This is a genomic window from Flavobacterium sp. 22659, assembly GCF_052044235.1.
GTDB classification, from domain to species: Bacteria; Bacteroidota; Bacteroidia; order Flavobacteriales; family Flavobacteriaceae; genus Flavobacterium; species Flavobacterium johnsoniae.
In genome coordinates this window covers 68,980-85,139 of sequence record NZ_JBQEMU010000018.1, presented here as the reverse complement: position 1 = coordinate 85,139, position 16,160 = coordinate 68,980, and the positions used below count along the sequence as shown (strand labels likewise).

Below are 16,160 nucleotides of genomic sequence, written 5' to 3'. Positions count from 1 at the left end.
CTTAAATTCCGTATTTACCAGATTTGAATCCAAGTTTTGTTAATCCTTGTTTTACTTCAGGTGCATTCATGAATAGTTTCCATAATAAACCTGTTCTGTAATTTTCGATCATCACTACTTCTGGACCTTGATCAATTGCCAGATAACGTTTTGCTGCCCATTTGTTTCCTAAACTAAGTGCATCATAAAAACCTGCATCTCCCCATGTTTCGTCTTTATGATTATCATATAAGTTTCTGATTAAAGCCATCGATTCTTTTGGTGTGTACACTATTGAACTGATTGCTGCTGTTGGAGAAATCACACCTTGATCGTTGCTTGGCATGTGTGCATTATATCCAATAGAACCATCAGGGTTTCTTGAATATGATGCTGTTAAACCCCAATAATCTGGTCCATAACCTGCATTTTTATTTGGATTTTGAACACAATACTCGTAATTGATTTTAGTCTGATTTACATTTAAATCCCAGTAGTTTGCATATTTATCTGTTAACTGATTTGGATCTAAACCTACATAAGAATAATGTGCCCAAAATAACGGACCTCCAAATTCTTCTGCTCCATTGTGCTTTAAAATAAGCGGAATATTGTATTTTGTTTTTGAAGAAACTATGCCTCCGCTTCTCGCCCATCCTTCATGATATGCCTTTGCATCGATTGTATGAGTTGGTGAAGATGCTGCCATTACGTAAGTGATCAGACATTCGTTATATCCTTGAAGAGGAAAATTCATCTGCCATGCGTAGTTTGGTGACCAGTGCCAGTACAACACATTTTTGTTGTTTGTATACCATTGCCAGTCAACACCTTTCCAAAGTGCATCAAATTTTTGTGCTACAGCTTTTTCTTTTTCAGAACCATCTTTAAGATATTCACGAACTGTAATCATCCCTGCAACCAAAAATGAAGTTTCGACTAAATCGCCGCCATTATCCTTGGTTCCAAAAGGTTTTACTTTTCCTGTATTTCCGTCAATCCAATGTGACCATGCTCCGTGAAAACGATCTGCTTTGCCTAAAAAATCTGCAATTTTATTAAGACGTTCTACACCTTGCTCTTTAGTAATATATCCTTGAGACATTCCTGATACAAGAGCCATTAATCCAAACCCTGAACCTCCTGTTGTAACTATATTTGAATCATTTTCAGGATAATTTCCGTCTGGATGATAACGTTCTCGGGCTAATCCAGAATTTGGTTCTGCATAATCCCAGAAGTATTTAAAAGTTTGTTTTTGAACAGCGTCTAAAAGCTGTTCGTCTGTTAATGCTGTAACGCCAGAGGTATTTTCCTGTGCATTTTCTTTCGACTTATCATTCGATCCACAACTAAAAAAAGCAAAAGCTAAAAATAAAACTGAAATTCTAATCATTATAAAGATTTTGAGATTGTAATAAATAATCACTTCCTCCAGAATGATTCTGGAGAAAGTGATTTAAGATTTTGATTAATAACCGCCTGGGTTTTGAGTTGAATATCCCACTGATTCTCTAATGAAAAATGTTGGTATAGGCCATAATTCATGTTTTCCAACCACAAATGTTTTTCCATCTGCCGCCATAGCTGCCTGCGCCTGACCCGTTCTAACAAGATCAAACCATCTGTCATGTTCAAAAGCAAGTTCTACCCTTCTTTCTTTCCAGATTGCGGTTCTCACATCTGCTTGCGAAACTGCAGGGGTATCACCTAAATTAGCTCTGTGTCTTACTTGGTTTAAGAACGGAACTGCTGCACTTGTCTGCCCCAATTCATTAAGAGCTTCTGCTTTCATTAATAAAACTTCAGCATATCTTAAATATCTTAGGTTTGTATCTGTAAATTCAAGATTGTAAAAATCTGATGAGTATGCTTTGTAGTTGTACATCGGATTTGTTACTGTTGAAGCCACAACTCTTCCATCATATAAAACTGAACCTCTAAAGATAATTGTAGCATTTTTTCTAACATCACCTGGCTCGTAAGCATTAGCAAGGCCTTGAGTTGGTGTGTTGAAACCCCAGCCCCATCCTCCAGCACCTCTTGGTGCCTGAGATACAGTATAGTTACCAATTCCTAATTTTTGATCAGAAGTTGGTGAACCAACACCGTTGATTTCAAAAATTGATTCTGAACCAAATTCACCTTCTAATTTAAATTGTGAAGAATAATCCGCAACTAATGAATAGCCTGTTACTTTATCACAATTATCAATTACAGCCTGCCAGTTTTTCAAGTATAAATTTACTTTTGCTAATAATGCATAAGCCGAACCTTTTGAAACTCTTTGTTTGTCATTTCCTGAATAAGTGCTTTTTTCTGGTAACGCCTCAGCAGCTTCTGCTAAATCTTTTTCAATAAAAGTATAAACATCAGAGACAGGTCTACGAGTTAACTGCATTTCTTTATCTTCTGGTGTTAACGGTATATTAGCTAAACGGTCAACAATTGGGACTGCACCATACCCTTTTACTAAAGTAAAGTACATGAAAGCTCTCATGAATTTTGCTTCGCCAATTAATCTATTTCTCAATGCAGGAGTTACTTTGTCTAATTGCGGCAGATACGTTAATGCCTGATTACATCTATTGATTCCGGCATAATTTGCTTTCCAAACACTTTCAAATGATGGAGTTGAAGCATTGTAAGTTAATGCATCCAATACATCCTTATCTGCACCAGTATCCCCTGGGTCAGAACCTTTATCTGCATCATCAGAAATAATACTTGTTACCCCATTCCATCCAAAAGATGACATGTCCCAAGATAAAAACTGGTTGTAAATAGAGGTAACCAATTCTGCAGCTTTACTATCAGTATTTAGATATTCTACATCAACAGGAATTTTATCCGTCTGATCAACATCTAAAAAATCATCTGAACATCCTGAAAAGAGTCCAGCAAGTATAAACAATGATATATATATTCTTTTCATAATATTAAAATTTTAAATTAGCTCCAATAACAAATGATCTCAATGATGGGTAAGCATCTAACTCAACTCCCTGAGTACCTGTAACTAATTCTCCGTCTCCCAATGCTTCCGGTGAAAACCCTGAGAATTTTTGAGTAATAAATGGATTTACAGCATTTACATAAATTCTACAGTAGTTGATAAATCCATTTTCATTTAAAGGAAGTTTGTATCCAACTGTAATGTTATTAATTCTAAAAAAGTCAGCTGATTCTAAGTAATAAGTTGAAGCAACAGGAACTTGGTTAAATGGAGCCGGATTTGAAGCCGTTGTGTTTGTTGGAGTCCAGAAATCACGAGTTAAAGAAGCCTCTACATTTTCTCCAGAAAAACGCTGTGCTTTTTTACCATTGTAGACTTTTGCTCCTCCTGTACCATATCCGTCAACAGAAAAATCAATAGCTTTATATGTTAAACCTAATGTTACACCGTAGTTTGCTGTAGGTAAAACTGAACCAACATATTTTTTATCATTAACTTCATTTAAAGCGCCTTGAGCAACTTTATTACCACTTGCATTGTAGTATAACATTTGTCCATTTGTTGGATCTATTCCTGCATATTCGTACATGTAAAAACTTCCTATTGGCTGTCCAACAGATGTAATATCAAGTATTTTAGTATTCTGACCGTTCCCTAAATTTCCTGCTACAATTGGAGCAATTGAAGGATTGTTCAAACTAGCTAATTTATTTTTGTTGTGAGAGAAATTACCTCCAACCCAGTAACTTAAATTATCATTGATTTTATCATCCCAACGAAGAGCAATTTCATAACCTTTGTTTGAAACCTCTCCTACGTGAGTAGCAGTTCTTTGAGTAAGTCCTGAAGTTGAATATGGTAAAACATATAAAATGGCATTTGTTGTGTTTTTATCATAAACATCAAAAGATCCTTTTAATCTATTATTAAACATTTCAATGTCAAAACCTGCTGAAAGTTCTTCAACAATTTCCCATGATAAGTTTGGATCTACAGCTGAGTCAACAGTAATTCCTGAACCTGAATCTGGTCCATAATTTAACCCTGAAGTAAAAGTCTGATTGTTCAAAGGCACTTTCTGATTTCCTAATCTACCCCAAGAACCTCTAATCTTTAATAAATCAAGACCTTTTACATTGCTTAAGAAATTTTCTTTCGTTACAATCCATCCAGCACCAAATGATGGGAAAGTTCCCCAACGGTTACCTTCAGAAAACTGTGAAGATCCGTCGCGTCTTACTGTTCCTGTAAACAAATATCTGTCCATTAATTTGTATTGGAAACGTGCAAAATATGATGATAATTTTTGCTGATTTAATGCTACATCTGTATAACCAACAACATTTGCAGCATAAGGAACGCCGTCTAATGCCCAGTAATTAGAATTAGCTTCGACATTTTTTCTAGTAATACCAAGTTTTTCTCTTGTACCAATAACGTTTGCCTCAATACCCGCAGTCACCTCAACATCGTGAATTTCAGCAAACACTTTATTATAAGTAAAATAGTTAGATAAGTTCCAGTTGAAATATTGATCTCTATTTCTTGTTAAGGTATTGATATTACTTTTTGGATCGTATGCATCTACAACTCTGTTTGGGTCTGCAGCTAACCAAATAGCTAGATTGTCAACATAGTTATATTGCTTATAAGTATAAAACTCTCCGTTAAATTGGGAAGTGAATTTTAATGATTTTGTAATATCAAAATCTAATTTTAAACCTCCTTGTAAAATAACAGTTTGCTGTTTTTCATTATTATAATCGATAGCACTTACTGGATTTCCAACTGAATTAAATTGAGAACCTGTTTCTGCAGCAACTCCATTATTTACAAAAGGAACACCATATTTACCATCAGCATAACGCACTGGTACGATTGGCGATTGTCTGTAAGCTGTTGTAAATGCAGATAATGGTTTTGGTGTGTTTTTTATTGAGCTCACACTAAAATTCTGGCTTAATTTAAGTCTTTCAGAAATTTTATACTCGTTGTTACTTCTAATAGTTGTACGAGAATAATCTGTTCCATTCAAAATTCCTTTTTCTTGGTAGTTTCCTGCACTTAAAAAGTATTTAATACTTTCTGATGAACCAGACAATGCGAGATTGTTTTCTGAATAAGTTCCTGTGCGCGTAATTTCATCATACCAATTTGTATTAATTGGCTGATTCAAAGAAAATTTAGCCGGATCGTTAAAAGCGGCATTACTATAACGAGCAAACTCCTCACTATTAGCCATTTTCACCTTTTTCAAAGCAGATTTAAAACCACTATAACTATCAAAATCAATAGTCATTTTACCTTTACCAGCTTTTGTAGTAATCATGATCACACCATTCGCACCTCTAGTACCATAAATAGCAAGTGCAGAGGCATCTTTTAGAACTTCATAAGAAGTAATATCATTTGTGTTAATGTTATTGATGTTGTCAGTTGGCATTCCATCCACAACATATAAAGGGTTTCTTCCTCCTAAAGCTGTACCAACCCCCCTGATAATTACTGAAGGTGTTCCTCCAGGCGTATTAGAAGAAGTTACTTGAACCCCGGCTGCTTTCCCCTGAATAGCCTGAGTTGCATTTGACACCTTCATTTTTGTAATTTCCTCTGATTTTAGAGAACTTACAGCAGAAGTATTGTCAATCTTTTTTCTTGTACCGTATCCAATTACTACAACTTCTTTTAAGGCAGTATCACCTGCTTCTTTTAAAGTAATTGTCATTGGTGCGGCAGTTGCCGGTACAGAAACTGAATCAAAGCCTAACATAGAGATTTTTAAAATGTCTCCTGGTTTTGCATTAATTGTAAAGTTTCCGTCGAAATCTGCATCAGCAGTTGCTCTAGCGTCAGATGAAGCAATGATTGCTCCCGGAATCCCCATTCCGCTGCTGTCAACTACTTTTCCTTTAATCGCTTGTGCCTGCCCAGACATATATGCTGGAAGCATTAAGAGCACAAATAAGCTAAAAATAAAATTTTTCATACAGTTTGTAATCGTTTAAGTTAGTAGAGCCAAATTAAGCAATTACAACGTTGTAGTACATCAAATACCACTACTACACAGCTACATCATTGTGTTAAAAAACAAAGCTATTACAATGATTATCAACACAATAAATGTTAAAGAAAATTCATTAACATAACGTTATGATGTAGTAATGATGTATTAGAATTATGTAAAAATTGATGATTAAAAATATAAAATCTTTAAAAAATAAAACCAAATCTTACAGAGTTAATAAAAATTTTGACAGGTTTTCATCCTGAGTCAGGTTTAGCTTCTTTCTAAGGCGGTATCTATGCAGTTCTACACCTCTAAATGAGATGTTCATCATAGGTGCAATTTCTTTTGAAGAAAGATTCATTTTTAAATAAACACACAGTTTAATATCCTTTGGAGTTAATTGAGGATACTTTTTAGATAAATTTATAATAAACTCGTTATGAATTTGATTTAAGTTGGTTTCAAATATTTCCCATTCGTGTTTATTTACTTCATTTATCTTAATTGCTTTTTTGATTTCACTTTTAAGTTTATTGAAATCTTTTTCAGAATCCAGAATATTTTGAATATTCTCGATCATTTCACTTTGTTTGGCAATAGACAAAGATTTTCCTGCAACTTCAGAAGATTTACTTTGCAATTCAAGTTCAAGAATGTGTTTTTCATATTCCTGAATATTTAATTCATTTTCTTTTTTCAGCTCCATTTCAAGAATTTCACGCTGATGCTTTAATTCTTCGGCTTGTAATTTTAATTTTTGGGTATAACGAAGTTTATTCCATTTGTAATAGAAAAATAACACTGCCCCTATTACTAACAGATAAAGGAAAATCATCCAAAAAGAAAAATACCAAGGCTGCGCAACTTTAAAATCAAAACTGGAAACTTTATCATAATTGGCCCCGTCATTTTTAAAAATCACAATAGAATGCGATCCGCTGCTTAAGTTGTTTAAGACAATTGCACCATTTGAAATCGGAATATAATTTTTTCCTTTATTAATCTGATAAAACAAATTGGGTTTACTGGCACCATAAATTCCGGAGATTACATTTACACGAAGTTCTGTGTTGTGTTTTATCTTACCTTCATTTGGCAATAATTCTTTTTCATTATAAGCTTCAACTTTTACTCCTTTGTTTTGTTTATTTTCATACCCCAGCTGAAGTGAAATAAAACCATCATCAAGATTCATTAAATAATGATTGTGGCTTCTAAAAATTCTCAGATTTTCATTAATCAGTTTTCCTTTATAATATTTCTCCTGAATCATATTCCAGACAAACTTGTTGTCATGAGAATAAATATGATACAAAATACCTTCCTGAAGCACTATGAAATGATCTTTATCTATTGCTACAACATCAGTAATGTTTTTAAAATTGGTATTGAATAACTCATTTTCTTCTAATTTATTAGAAATAGAATTAAACGTGTACCAAACATTATTAATTAGAAAAAGTATTTCATTTCTAAATTCGAAAATTTTGACACCAAAATCATTTGCGATTTTACTCTGCTGTGTGATATTCTCAACTTTTTGGGTTTTAAAATTATCATCAAAAAGAACTCTGTATAAACCTCGGTAATTATCGGCTGCCCAGATTTCATTTTTTTTATTTTGGGCAACATATTTTATGGGTTTTGAAAGATCATTAATTTTTATGCTCTGTGTAAGTTTTGAAACATCATTATATACTAGAACACCGCTGTAAGTCGATTGAAAATAAGTTTCATTTATCATGCTTTTAGATAAATTCCAACCGCCGCTAATGTTGTTTATTTTAGTGAGCGCTCCTTTTTCGTAGCAAAAAGTTCCGTCATTATGACCAATGATATATTTCTCTCCTATTTTAGTAATATTCCAGCCTTGCCCTTGTGTACCGGGCATCATTTTAAAATTTCCTGAATCGAATTCAAAAATTCCGTGATTAGAAGCAATTAAGTATCCTTTATCTATAGTTGCTACAGAATATACAGATCCTAAAATACCAGAATTGTCATAAAAAAAGGAAATAGGCGAATTAATTTCGACATGAGCAATTCCGTTATCAAGTCCCAGCCATAAATCTTCTTCTTTGTCGAAACCAATGCTTAGAACAGAATTGTTCATCAAAACATTATTTCGGTCGATATTTTTAAACGTATTTGTATTGAAATCGTAAATAAAGACACCTTTATTTCCTGTACCTACGACAAGTTTATTGTTTTTAATAAATTTCGCTACATTAATTCCATTTGACTTAAAAGTTTCGTTTAATGGATTATCCCACGGTTTTAAACCATTTTTTTCGACTAAATAGATTCCCTTCTTCTGCGTAAAAATATAAGTCTGGTTTTTGTATTTCTCGATTGCGTGAACAACTGTGTTTTTTAAAATATCCCATCCTTTTGGATTTGAAATCTTTGACCCATCCATTTTAAAGAGGCCTTTGTCTACAGAAGCCACGTAAACATTATTGTCTACTACAAAACAATAGGAAATTAAGAATGGAAACTTGATTTTTTTGATGTGTTTTCCATTATAAATAAAAACATCGTTAAAAGACTGAAAATAGAGTGAACCATTGAATCTAAAAATTTTCCAGATTTCTTCATTATCTTTTTCATCAAACAAGCGCAGGTTTTTTGTAATTGAAACATAATGCATTTTTCCGTTTTCGCGGTACCAATATCCAAATTCTTTATAAGAACCGGAGTAAATTCGATCACCTTCAATTAATATCGAACGAATAATGGTTTTATTAGGAAGTGAGTATTTCTCCCAAACAACACCATCATATCTAAGCAGATAGTGATTATTGGCAAAATACATCGCTTTATCTTTACCCTGAGCAACATTCCATATTTGATTGTCGCCCTGATAATCTGATTTATTGTAATTTTCTACGAAAGGAAGTAATTCTTGTGCTTGGATTTGAAAACCAATGAAAAAGAAGAAAACTGATTTTAAAAGTATCGATTTCAAGATATTCGGATTTAAATCCAAAGATAATCACAAATATTTAATTTTCAGCTTTAAAAACAAGATGAGATTTAGCCCGTAACAGCAATCAGCAAAGTTAGAATACCGATTATGAGGCATAAAGGAGCAAAATAATGTGTATCATTCTGTCCGAATTTGGTATTTTTTATTTTTTTGAAAAACCCAAGATATTTGAAATCTCCGATTGCTCTTACAGTGAATATTGCCATTAAAATCCAAAGACCATATTTTTCCAGCCAAAGCGGCAATACTGCAGAAACGATTCTGACTTTTATTAAATAAAAAATACCAAAACCAAACAAACCAACAGCAACTATCAATGTAGACACTATTCCTGGATTTTTTGGAGGAGTTTGTGCATCAGGTGTTGGATAAACACCTTCAGTTCCCCATTTTCCTCCAAAAGCCCAATAAACATGGATTAATGAAAGAAAAAGAAATACAAAAAATAGTAGTACTGCAATGATTTTTGCCATTGTTAAAGTTTATTTTTAAGAGATTAATTCTCTAATAATTGATAAACCTGATTTGCAATTTCAAATTCTTCGTCAGTTGGCACTACCAGAATTTTTACAATAGAATTTGGAGTATTAATTTCTCTAATTTCTTTAGAACGAATTTGATTCTTTTCTTTGTCGATTTCAATTCCAAAATAATCCATATCTGTGCAGATTAAATTACGCATAAACGAAGAATTTTCTCCAATTCCAGCTGTAAATACTATAGCATCTAATCCGTTTAAAGCTGCGGCATAAGAACCAATTGTTTTTCTAATTCTGTAAGCATTCATTAATAATGCCAGCTGGCAGTCTTTATCGCCTTCTGATGCTTTAGATTCAATATCACGAAGATCGCTATATCCTGTAAGACCAAGCATTCCGCTTTGTTTTAATAAAATAGAATTGACTTCATCTGGTGTATAACCTAAGCTTTTTACCATATAAAATATAACAGACTGATCTATATCACCTGCACGGGTTCCCATAACTAAACCATTCGCTGGTGAAAACCCCATAGTGGTATCGATGCTTTTTCCGTCTTTTACAGCTGTCATACTACAGCCGTTTCCTAAATGAATGGTAATGATTTTAGAACCTTTTTCTAAATAATTAATTGCCTTTTCTGAAACATATTTATGACTTGTTCCATGAAAGCCGTAAACGCGAACTTTATGTTCTGTTAAAAGAAAATTAGGAATAGCATATTTATGAGCTTCAACCGGAATTGTCTGGTGAAAAGCGGTATCAAAAACGGCTACTTGTTTTGCAGAAGCAAAAATTTCTTCGGCAACGTTTATTCCAACTAAATGCGCCGGATTGTGAAGAGGAGCCAGTTCTGAAAGTTCTTTAATTTTTTCTTTTACTTCTTCGGTAATAACTGTTGTGTTCGAAAAATAACTTCCTCCGTGAACTACTCTATGCCCTACTGCGGTAATTTCTGATGTTGTTTTAATTACTCCCGTTTCTGGATCCAGAAGCATATCGGCTACTTTTTGCAATCCTACTTTGTGAGTTGGAACCGGCAGTATTTCTTCAAATGAATTTGAAGCTGTTTTAAAAGTAATATTCGATGTTTCTAAACCAATTCTGTCAATCATGCCTGAACAAATTACTTCATTTGCCGGCATTACCATTAATTGATATTTAATTGAAGAACTTCCTGAGTTTATAATTAGTATTTTCATTTCTTTTTTAGGTTCTAAGATGCTAAGTTTCTAAGGTGCTGAGTTTTCTAAAAAGACTCAAAACTTTTTATTTTTAATATTTTGTATCACGAATTCAAATTGAAATAAATGCAATTTTCAAAGCAAAGTATAATTTATAATTTATCATTAACAATTCACAATTATTTACATTCCCTGTGCCTGAATCGCTGTAATTACGACTGTATTAATGATATCATCAACTGTACAGCCTCGGCTTAAGTCATTTACAGGTTTATTCAAGCCTTGTAACATTGGTCCAATTGCTAAAGCTCCAGTTTCTCTTTGAACAGCTTTGTAGGTATTGTTTCCGGTATTTAAATCAGGAAAAATCAATACGCTTGCTTGTCCTGCCACTTCTGAATCCGGCATTTTACTTTTTCCAACACTTAAATCAACTGCTGCATCGTACTGAATTGGACCTTCGATTTTTAAATCTGGTCTTTTTTCTTTTACAATTGCTGTAGCTGTCCTTACTTTGTCTACCTCATCTCCTTTTCCAGATGAACCGGAAGAATATGAAAGCATAGCTATTTTTGGTTCAATACCAAAAGCTAAACTTGATTCTGCCGAAGAAATAGCTATTTCTGCCAATTGTTCGGCTGTTGGGTTTGGATTGATGGCACAATCTCCAAAAACAGAAACACGGTCTTCTAAACACATAAAAAATACTGAAGAAACTACAGATGAATTTGGTTTGGTTTTAATGAATTGCAATGCCGGTAAAATGGTATGCTGTGTGGTATGTGCTGCACCCGAAACCATTCCGTCTGCATGGCCTTTATAAACCATCATGGTTCCAAAATACGAAACGTCTTCCATTAAATCCCTTGCCATTGTAATACTTACGTTTTTAGCTTTTCTAAGCTCGTAATAAGTATTAGCATAATCTTCATACATTTCAGATTCTATTGGGTTGATGATGTTTACTTTTGAAAAATCTAAAGTGATGCCTAGTTCTACAACTTTGTTTTCAATTTGTTTTTTATCTCCAATAATCGAAATATCGACCACATCCATATCTAACAATCTTGATGCAGCCGTAATAATTCTGTCATCATTTCCTTCTGGCAGTACAATATGTTTTCTATGCTGTTTAGCCCTTTTAACCATATTGTATTGAAACATTTTCGGCGTCATGCCTTCTGCCTGGAAAGTGATTAATCTTTCGGATAAAGCGTCGTTATTAACGTATTTCTCAAAAGTAGTTATTGAGGTTTCAATTTTATGTGTGTTGTTGGCATAAATCTCAGATTTAATCGATCCTATTTTATTTGTAATATGATAAGTACCGCCATCAACGGCAATAATAGGAACAATTGCAGAAAGTCCTTCAATAAGTTTTAAAATACTTTCCTCAGGAACAATATTTCCGGTTAAGATAATTCCCGAAATAGTGGGATAATTAGCCGATTCATTGGCTTGTAAAGCTCCTAAAATAATATCAGAACGGTCTCCCGGAGTAATCACGAGAGCATTATCGTGTAAATGAACCAGATAATTATGAAGCTGCATTGCCCCAACACTGTAATGTCCAATTTCATTATTCAGATAGTTCTCTCCAAACAAAACTTTGGCGTTCAATTCGTTTACAATTTCCTGCATGGTTGGGTTATTCAAACTCGAAATAAGCGGAATTGTATTGATTAAAACATTTGAAGGCAAAGTCTTCTGCAGACTTTTTGTAACCAATTCAATATTTTCCGGCTGTACTTTATTTGCAAACACTGACAGGACTTCTACTTCTTTTACTTTGAAAGAATCATAAACTAAGTACAAACTGTCTAAAAGTTCTTCTAAAGTTTTACCAACTCCTGAACCTACAATTATGGTTGGAATTCCCAGATTCTTAGCAATTAAAACATTTAAATCCAATTCGATCGAAGTTCCTTCGCCTGTAAAACTCGTTCCCTCAACCAAAACAAAATCAAAACGTTCTTCGAGTTTTTTGTATTTTTCAATAATAAGATCCAGAACCTCGCCTATTTTTCCTTTGTTTTTCTTTTTGATCAATTTGCTTTTTGTAATTGCATAAGCATCTTCAAAATCAATATCAAGGTTAAAATAAGACAAAACGGTTTCGATATGATTGTCAACCTCACCATCAACAAAATCTTCTATTATAGGCCTAAAATAACCCACTTTAGCCGTTTTACCAATCAAGATACTCATTAAGCCGAGTGTGATAATTGATTTACCACTGTTGTAATCACTAGTGGCTATATATATTGCTTTACTCATAATTATTTATATTTATTCTAAATAACAAATTTACACAAATCAAATCGTTCAACAGTTGTAACAAACGTTAAAACCAACGTCGTTTTTTGAAATAAACGATTAGGGCTATTACCAATAAAAACATGATTCCCATGACCACAAAATAGCCGTTTTGGGTTTTGAGTTCGGGCATGTTTTCAAAGTTCATTCCGTACACTCCAACAATAAAGGTCAGCGGAATAAATATGGCTGAAATTATAGTCAGTGTTTTCATAATTTCATTCATTTTTCGGCTTTGTTCCGAAAAATAAAAATTAGAAGCACTTTCCAATGCGCTCATATCCGATTCTATCTGTTCTAAAAGTTCTAAACTCTTTTGATGCAGCCTGACAAAGAAATTAAATGTTTCTCTTTGAATTAAGCCGTTGTTTTCATCATCGTCTTTAATCGTTTTGAGATAATACAATGAATCTCTAAGTGGAATTATAGAACGCTTTAAGAAGTTTAAATTATCACGGTGATTTTCAATTTTTTCTAAAATAACGGGCTTTGCATCTTTTTTAGTCAAATTGATTAATTCTTCTATTTTGTCTTCTTCATCTTCGAGTGTAATATAGAAGTTTTCCATAACGGCATCTAAAAGTAAATACAAGAGATAATCTACTTTTTTTGTTCTCACAATTCCTGCATGTGTACGAAGTCGTTCGCGTATATGGGTAAAGAAATCGCTTCGTTTTTCCTGAAACGAAATTAGTATTCCTTCTTTCAGAATAAAACTAATCTGTTCAACGCTTATATTATCTGAATATTCAGAAGGCAGGAGCGATTTTATATTGAAAAATAAAACGTTTTGCTGTTCTTCTAACTTGGTTCTTTTGGTTGTGTTTAAAATATCGGCTAAAAGAAAATCATCAAACTTAAAATGCGTGCCAATTGTTTTAAGTAAGTTAATATCATTTAAACCATGAACATTTAACCAATTATTTTTAGTGTAGTCAAAACAAGAATTCAAAGCTAAAACCGTAAACTTATCATATTCAATAACATCTGCATCATCATATACGAAAAGCTGCATTTCGGTTTCATGCTCTTTATGCGAGCCTGTATACTCTAATGTAATATGCTGCAGCTTGCGTCCCTTTTTGTATTTGATCTTTCTCATTCAAAAAAATTTACAATAGTAATATTACGAAAAAGAATCTGAATGAGAAATGACAATTGTCAGTTTGCTCAGAAAGATTTAAAAAATGGGGTGATTTAAAAAGTAATCTTTTTACTACTTTTATATTAAGTTAAACAAAAAAACCGAGTCATTTCTGACTCGGTTTTCTATCTTAATACTTTGTACTAATTATTTAATACTAGTAATTATTTTACTTCTTCAAATTCAACGTCTTCAACGTTGTCTCCTGACTGCTCTTGTTGTGGAGCAGCTTGTTGACCTTGGTCACCACCTTGAGCGTACATTGCTTCTGTAGCTGTTTTCCAAGCTGCATTTACATTGTCTAATCCTTTTTGGATTGCATCAAGATCTTGAGATTGGTGAGCCATTCTCAATTCAGTTAAAGCATATTCAATAGCTGTTTTTTGATCGTCTGTTAATTTATCTCCTAATTCTTTCAATTGAGATTCAGTTTGGAAGATAGTACTATCAGCTTCGTTCAATTTCTCAGCTCTTTCTTTTGCAATTCTGTCAGCATCAGCGTTAGCTTCAGCGTCTTTTTTCATTTTTTCGATTTCTTCAGCTGTTAAACCAGAAGAAGCTTCGATACGGATATCGTGAGATTTTCCAGTTCCTTTGTCAGTTGCAGAAACTTTGATGATACCATTAGCATCAATATCGAAAGTTACTTCGATTTGAGGAACTCCTCTTGGTGCTGGCGGGATACCGTCTAAGTGGAAACGACCGATAGTTTTGTTATCAGCAGCCATTGCTCTTTCTCCTTGTAATACGTGGATTTCAACAGATGGTTGAGAATCAGCAGCAGTAGAGAATACTTGAGATTTTTTAGTTGGGATAGTTGTGTTAGACTCGATTAATTTAGTCAATACACCCCCCATAGTTTCGATACCTAAAGAAAGAGGTGTTACGTCAAGTAACAATACATCTTTTACATCTCCAGATAAAACTCCACCTTGAATAGCAGCTCCAATTGCAACAACCTCATCAGGGTTAACACCTTTAGATGCTTTTTTACCGAAGAATTTTTCAACTTCGTCAGCGATTCTTGGCATACGAGTAGAACCTCCAACAAGGATTACTTCGTCGATATCAGATGTAGATAAACCTGCATCTTTTAATGCTTTAGCAACTGGCTCCATAGAACGTTTTACTAAAGTATCAGATAATTGCTCAAATTTAGCTCTAGATAATTTTTTCACTAAGTGTTTTGGTCCAGAAGCAGTAGCAGTTACGTATGGTAAGTTGATTTCTGTTTCAGCAGAAGATGATAATTCAATCTTAGCTTTCTCAGCAGCTTCTTTTAAACGCTGTAATGACATTGGATCTAAACGTAAATCAATACCTTCTTCAGTTTTGAATTCGTCAGCTAACCAGTCAATAATAACCTGGTCAAAATCATCACCACCTAAGTGAGTATCACCATTTGTAGATAATACTTCAAATACACCGTCTCCTAATTCAAGAACAGAGATATCAAAAGTACCTCCACCTAAATCGTAAACAGCAATTTTTTGATCATTTCCTTTTTTATCTAATCCGTAAGCAAGTGCAGCAGCAGTTGGCTCGTTGATGATACGCATAACTTTAAGACCAGCGATTTCACCAGCTTCTTTTGTAGCCTGACGCTGAGCATCGTTAAAGTAAGCAGGAACTGTAATAACTGCCTCAGTTACTGTTTGACCTAAATAGTCTTCAGCAGTTTTTTTCATTTTTTGAAGTGTCATTGCAGACAATTCTTGAGCAGTGTATAAACGACCGTCAATATCCACACGAGGTGTATTGTTGTCACCTTTTACAACACTGTAAGGAACTCTTTTTGCCTCATCTTGAGTTTCAGCAAAAGTGTGTCCCATAAAACGTTTAATAGAAGCAATCGTTTTTGTAGGATTCGTTACTGCTTGTCTTTTTGCAGGATCCCCTACTTTAATTTCGCCACCTTCAACAAAAGCGATGATAGATGGAGTCGTTCTTTTTCCTTCTGCATTAGGGATAACAACTGCTTCGTTACCTTCCATTACAGAAACACAAGAGTTCGTCGTACCTAAGTCAATTCCGATTATTTTACCCATTTTTTATATATTTAATTTTGATTTATTTTTTATAACTCAGGTGGCATAAGTCAATCTT

General features: G+C 33.7%; 9 protein-coding genes. All 9 read right to left on the bottom strand.

The genetic code is table 11. The features are described 5' to 3' along the window. Position 1 precedes the first annotated feature (1 nt). The 9 genes from ACTJIW_RS17225 to dnaK all read right to left on the bottom strand — a co-directional run bounded on the left by ACTJIW_RS17225 (position 2) and on the right by dnaK (position 16,102). Positions 2-1,375 carry a glucoamylase family protein gene (locus ACTJIW_RS17225; protein ID WP_440716044.1) on the bottom strand — a complete coding sequence of 458 codons (1,374 nt, stop codon included), beginning with the start codon at positions 1,373-1,375 and terminating at the stop codon, positions 2-4. Between the two features lie 75 nt (positions 1,376-1,450). Next, on the bottom strand, positions 1,451-2,914 hold the full coding sequence (locus tag ACTJIW_RS17220) for a RagB/SusD family nutrient uptake outer membrane protein (protein WP_440716045.1): 1,464 nt from the start codon (positions 2,912-2,914) through the stop codon (positions 1,451-1,453). Positions 2,915-2,918: 4 nt separating this feature from the next. Next, positions 2,919-5,921: a SusC/RagA family TonB-linked outer membrane protein gene (locus tag ACTJIW_RS17215; RefSeq protein ID WP_012025506.1), complete on the bottom strand. Its 3,003-nt coding sequence runs from the start codon at positions 5,919-5,921 to the stop codon at positions 2,919-2,921. Between the two features lie 244 nt (positions 5,922-6,165). After that, positions 6,166-8,910 (bottom strand): LuxR C-terminal-related transcriptional regulator, encoded by a 2,745-nt coding sequence (locus ACTJIW_RS17210; RefSeq protein ID WP_440716046.1) that lies wholly within the window; start codon positions 8,908-8,910, stop codon positions 6,166-6,168. A 68-nt stretch (positions 8,911-8,978) separates the two neighbouring features. Continuing rightward, complete coding sequence (locus ACTJIW_RS17205; RefSeq protein ID WP_440716047.1) at positions 8,979-9,404, bottom strand: DUF3995 domain-containing protein; 426 nt, start codon at positions 9,402-9,404, stop codon at positions 8,979-8,981. A gap of 23 nt (positions 9,405-9,427) precedes the next feature. Continuing rightward, positions 9,428-10,612, bottom strand: a complete 1,185-nt coding sequence (locus ACTJIW_RS17200) for an acetate/propionate family kinase (RefSeq protein WP_440716048.1) — start codon at positions 10,610-10,612, stop codon at positions 9,428-9,430. Positions 10,613-10,777: 165 nt separating this feature from the next. After that, positions 10,778-12,871, bottom strand: coding sequence for a phosphate acetyltransferase (pta, locus tag ACTJIW_RS17195; protein ID WP_012025510.1), 2,094 nt, complete (start codon positions 12,869-12,871; stop codon positions 10,778-10,780). A gap of 67 nt (positions 12,872-12,938) precedes the next feature. Beyond that, the gene (gene corA / locus ACTJIW_RS17190) at positions 12,939-14,012 is read right to left on the bottom strand and encodes a magnesium/cobalt transporter CorA (protein ID WP_073409159.1); all 1,074 of its coding nucleotides are present in this window, start codon (positions 14,010-14,012) and stop codon (positions 12,939-12,941) included. Positions 14,013-14,218: 206 nt separating this feature from the next. Beyond that, the gene (dnaK, locus tag ACTJIW_RS17185; protein WP_012024697.1) at positions 14,219-16,102 is read right to left on the bottom strand and encodes a molecular chaperone DnaK; all 1,884 of its coding nucleotides are present in this window, start codon (positions 16,100-16,102) and stop codon (positions 14,219-14,221) included. Between the last annotated feature and the right edge of the window lie 58 nt (positions 16,103-16,160).

What these genes read in the sequence shown, in the direction of transcription:
- pta (WP_012025510.1), bottom strand. Translation starts at nt 12,871, where the DNA reads ATGAGTAAAGCAATATATATAGCCACTAGTGATTACAACAGTGGTAAA.
- ACTJIW_RS17215 (WP_012025506.1), bottom strand. Translation starts at nt 5,921, where the DNA reads ATGAAAAATTTTATTTTTAGCTTATTTGTGCTCTTAATGCTTCCAGCA.
- corA (WP_073409159.1), bottom strand. Translation starts at nt 14,012, where the DNA reads ATGAGAAAGATCAAATACAAAAAGGGACGCAAGCTGCAGCATATTACA.
- ACTJIW_RS17200 (WP_440716048.1), bottom strand. Translation starts at nt 10,612, where the DNA reads ATGAAAATACTAATTATAAACTCAGGAAGTTCTTCAATTAAATATCAA.
- dnaK (WP_012024697.1), bottom strand. Translation starts at nt 16,102, where the DNA reads ATGGGTAAAATAATCGGAATTGACTTAGGTACGACGAACTCTTGTGTT.
- ACTJIW_RS17205 (WP_440716047.1), bottom strand. Translation starts at nt 9,404, where the DNA reads ATGGCAAAAATCATTGCAGTACTACTATTTTTTGTATTTCTTTTTCTT.
- ACTJIW_RS17225 (WP_440716044.1), bottom strand. Translation starts at nt 1,375, where the DNA reads ATGATTAGAATTTCAGTTTTATTTTTAGCTTTTGCTTTTTTTAGTTGT.
- ACTJIW_RS17220 (WP_440716045.1), bottom strand. Translation starts at nt 2,914, where the DNA reads ATGAAAAGAATATATATATCATTGTTTATACTTGCTGGACTCTTTTCA.